The organism is Streptomyces cinnamoneus (genome assembly GCF_014650495.1).
Lineage (GTDB): Bacteria > Actinomycetota > Actinomycetes > Streptomycetales > Streptomycetaceae > Streptomyces > Streptomyces cinnamoneus.
Window position 1 is genome coordinate 1 of record NZ_BMVB01000059.1, and the last position, 4,405, is coordinate 4,405.

Annotated in this window: 1 protein-coding gene; it reads left to right on the forward strand. The window is 72.7% G+C overall.

Annotated features, from left to right (window positions below; genetic code table 11):
• The coding region (locus tag IE182_RS31375; protein ID WP_190113395.1) for a type I polyketide synthase at positions 1-4,405 on the forward strand (4,405 nt) is incomplete at both ends.

The following is a 4,405-nucleotide window of genomic DNA, read 5'->3' on the forward strand; positions in this document are numbered from 1 at the left end:
TGGCCGCCTGTGACGTGGCCGACCGTGCGGCGCTGGCCGCGCTGCTCGCCGAGCACCCCGTGAACGCCGTCGTGCACACCGCCGGCGTGGACCACCTGGAACCGTTCGCGGACATGACCCTCGGCTCCTTCGCCGGCGTGCTGTCCGCGAAGGCCGCCGGCGCGATGCACCTGGACGAGCTGCTGGCCGGTCAGGAGCTCGACGCCTTCGTCCTCTTCTCGTCCATCGCGGGCGTGTGGGGCAGCGGCCACCAGGCCGCCTACGCGGCAGCCAACGCCGCGCTCGACGGGCTCGCCGAACGGCGGCGGGCACAGGGCCTGCCCGCGACCGCAGTGGCCTGGGGCCCCTGGGGCGACGGCGGCATGGCCGAAGGCGAAGGCGCGGCCGAACGGCTCCGGCGCCGCGGCCTGATCCCGATGCCCGCCGCGCTCGCGGTCTCCGGCCTCCGGCAGGCACTGGACTCCGGCGAGACGACCGTGACCGTGGCCGACATCGACTGGGAACGGTTCATCACCCCGTTCACCGTGGGCCGTCCGAGCGCCCTGCTCGGCGACCTCCCGGAGACCGAACGGATCCTGAACGCCGCCGGCCGCACCGACGAGAGCGGCGCAGCCGCCGAATCGCCCCTGGCCGCCCGGCTCGCCGGACTGTCCGGGACCGAGCAGAACACGCTGCTCGTCGAGCTCGTCCGCACCCACGCGGCCGCCGTACTCGGCCACAGCGGCGCCGGCGAGGTCGAAGCCGACCGGGCCTTCAAGGACCTGGGATTCGACTCGCTGACCGCCGTCGAACTGCGCAACAAGCTCAACACCGAGACCGGCCTCGCACTGCCGCCCACCCTGGTCTTCGACTACCCGAACGCCAACGCCCTCGCCCAGCTGCTGCGCACCGAGATCACCGGCCGCACCGCGACGACGGCACCGGAGCCGGCGCCGGTGAGCGCGACGGCCGCGGACGACGACCCGATCGCGATCGTCGGCATGGCCTGCCGCTACCCCGGCGGCGTCCGTTCGCCCGAGGACCTGTGGCGGCTGGTCGCCTCCGGCAGCGACGCCGTAGGGGACTTCCCGGCCGACCGCGGCTGGGACGTGGACGGCATCTACGATCCCGACCCCGACGCGCTGGGCAAGACCTACACGCGGCACGGCGGATTCCTCTACGAGGCGGGGGAGTTCGACCCGGCGTTCTTCGGGATCAGTCCGCGCGAGGCCGTCGCCATGGACCCCCAGCAGCGGCTGCTGCTCGAAACCTCGTGGGAGGTCCTCGAACGCGCGGGCGTCGACGCCGAGTCGGTGCGCGGAAGCCGCACCGGGGTCTTCGTCGGATCCGGCTACCAGGACTACGCGGCACAGGCGTTCAACGCGGTCGACGACTCCGAGGGATTCTTCGGCACGGGCAACTCCGCCAGCATCATGTCCGGCCGCATCGCCTACACCCTCGGCCTGGAAGGCCCGGCGGTCACCATCGACACGGCATGCTCGTCGTCGCTGGTGGCGCTGCACTGGGCGGTCCAGGCGCTGCGCAACGGCGAGTGCTCCATGGCACTGGCCGGCGGCGTGATGGTGATGTCCACCCCCCGGGCCTTCGTGGAGTTCAGCCGCCAGCGCGGCCTCGCCGCCGACGGCCGCTGCAAGGCGTTCGCCGCGGCCGCGGACGGCACGGGCTGGTCCGAAGGCGTCGGCATGCTCCTGGTGGAGCGGCTCTCCGACGCCCGCCGCAACGGACACCAGGTGCTGGCGGTCGTCCGCGGCACCGCCATCAACCAGGACGGCGCGTCCAACGGCCTGACCGCCCCCAACGGCCCCGCGCAGCAGCGGGTCATCCGCCAGGCGCTCGGCGCCGCCGGCCTCACCGCAGCCGACGTCGACGCGGTGGAAGCGCACGGCACGGGCACGCGGCTCGGCGACCCGATCGAGGCACAGGCACTGATGGCGACCTACGGCCGCGAGAGGACCGACGGTCAGCCGCTGTGGCTGGGATCCCTGAAGTCCAACATCGGCCACACCCAGGCCGCCGCCGGTGTCGGCGGCATCATCAAGATGGTCATGGCCATGCGCCACGGCGTGCTGCCGCGGACGCTGCACGTGGACGAGCCGACGCCGCACGTGGACTGGACGGCCGGTGACGTCCGCCTGCTCACCGAGGCCATCGACTGGCCCGAATCCGGCCACCCCCGACGGGCGGGTATCTCGTCCTTCGGCGTCAGCGGCACCAACGCCCACACGATCATCGAACAAGCCCCGCCGGCCCCGGCCCCGGCCGAGGACACCGCCCCGGCGACGGCGGCCCCGCTGCCGTGGCTGCTCTCCGCCAAGAGCGGCGCGGCACTGCGCGACCAGGCACGACGACTGCTGTCCTTCGTGGACGACGGGACGTCGCCGGCCGACGTCGGCCTCTCGCTGGCCACCACCCGCACCGCCCTGCGCCACCGGGCGGCAGTGGTGGGGGAGACCCACGACGACTTCCTGCAGGGGCTCAAGGACCTGGCCGCCGGTACGCCGTCGTCCCGCGTCGTCCAGGGCAAGCCGGAAGGCAAGACCGGATTCCTGTTTTCCGGCCAGGGGTCGCAGCGGCTGGGGATGGGCCGTGAGCTGTACGAGGCGTTCCCGGTGTTCGCGGACGCCTACGACGAGGTGTGCGCGCATCTGGAGGAGCCGGTCGATGTCGAGTCGGAGGAGCTGAACCAGACCGGCGTCACTCAGCCTGCGTTGTTCGCGGTCGAGGTGGCGCTGTTCCGGCTGCTGGAGTCGTGGGGCGTGCGGCCGGACTATGTGGCCGGCCATTCCGTGGGTGAGATCGCTGCGGCCCATGTTGCCGGAGTGCTCTCCCTGGAGGACGCGGCAATGTTGGTGTCGGCTCGGGCTCGGCTGATGCAGGCGCTGCCTGTGGGCGGTGCGATGGTGGCGGTCCAGGCCACCGAGGACGAGGTCCTGCCGCACCTGACCGACGAGGCCGGTATCGCGGCGATCAACGGACCGCAGTCCGTGGTGGTGTCCGGTGCTGAGACTGCGGTCGTGAAGATCGCTGAGCACTTCACCCAGCAGGGTCGTAAGACCTCGCGTCTGAAGGTCAGCCACGCGTTCCACTCGCCGTTGATGGATCCGATGCTGGAGGAGTTCGCGAAGGTCGTCCGCGGGCTGACGTTCGACGAGCCGCGCATACCCGTCGTCTCCAACCTCACCGGCCGGCTGGCGGAGTCGTACACGCCGGACTACTGGGTCCGTCACGTCCGTGAGGCGGTCCGTTTCGCCGACGGTGTGCAGACCCTGCACGGCCTGGGCGTGACGACCTTCGTCGAGGTCGGCCCCGGCGGTGTGCTGAGCGGCATGACGCAGAGCTGCCTGGAGGACGCGGTCACGGTGCCGGTGCTGCGCAACGACCGCCCCGAGCGGCCGGCGCTCACCACGGCCCTCGCCCAGCTGCACAACCACGGTGCTCCGGTGGACTGGAGCGTGTTCTTCTCCGGTGCGCGGAAGGTCGATCTGCCGACGTACGCGTTCCAGCACCAGCGGTACTGGGTGGACGCGCCGGAGCCCACCGCCACGGCTGTGGATCCGGTGGACGCCGAGTTCTGGGAGACGGTGGAGCGCGAGGACCTGGCGGCCCTTGCCGGGACCCTCGACATCCGCGCCGAGGACACGTTCGGCGACGTCCTGCCCCGACTGTCGTCGTGGCGCCGGCAGCGCAAGGAACAGTCCGCTGCGGACGCCCTGCGCTACCGGATCACCTGGAAGCGCATCTCCGGCCCCAACGGCACCGGCCGGCCCGGCACCTGGCTGGTCCCGGTCAGTGCCGCGCAACTCGACGACGACTGGGTCAGTGCCTGCCTGCACGGGCTGACGGCCCAGGGCCTCACCCCGCTGCCGGTCCCGGTCGACCCGGCCGCCGGCCGGGACTCCCTGGCCGCGCAACTCGCCGGTACGGCGGGGAACGAGCCCGTCGCGGGTGTGTTGTCGCTGCTCGCCATCGACGGCTCGCCCTCCCCGGTCACGTCCCTGACCACCGGCGTCGCTCTGTCCGTCCTGCTCGTCCAGGCACTCGGCGACGCGGGCGTCGATGCCCCGCTGTGGTGCGCGACGCGGAACGCGATGGGAGTGACCCCCGCCGACGAGCCGGCGGACCCCGTCCAGTCCCAGGTGTGGGGCCTCGGCCGGGTGGTCGCTCTGGAGCACTCCTCGCGCTGGGGCGGTCTGATCGACCTGCCCGCCGCGATCGACGGCCGGACCGCCGAACGGCTCGTCGCGACGCTGGGCCAGTCGGCCGAGGACCAGGTCGCGGTCCGTGCAGCCGGCGTGTTCGTACGCCGCCTCGCACGGGTCACCGATGCACGGGCCGGTGGGCGGTGGTCGCCGCGGGGCACGGTGCTGATCACGGGTGGTACGGGTGCGCTGGGCGGCCACGTCGC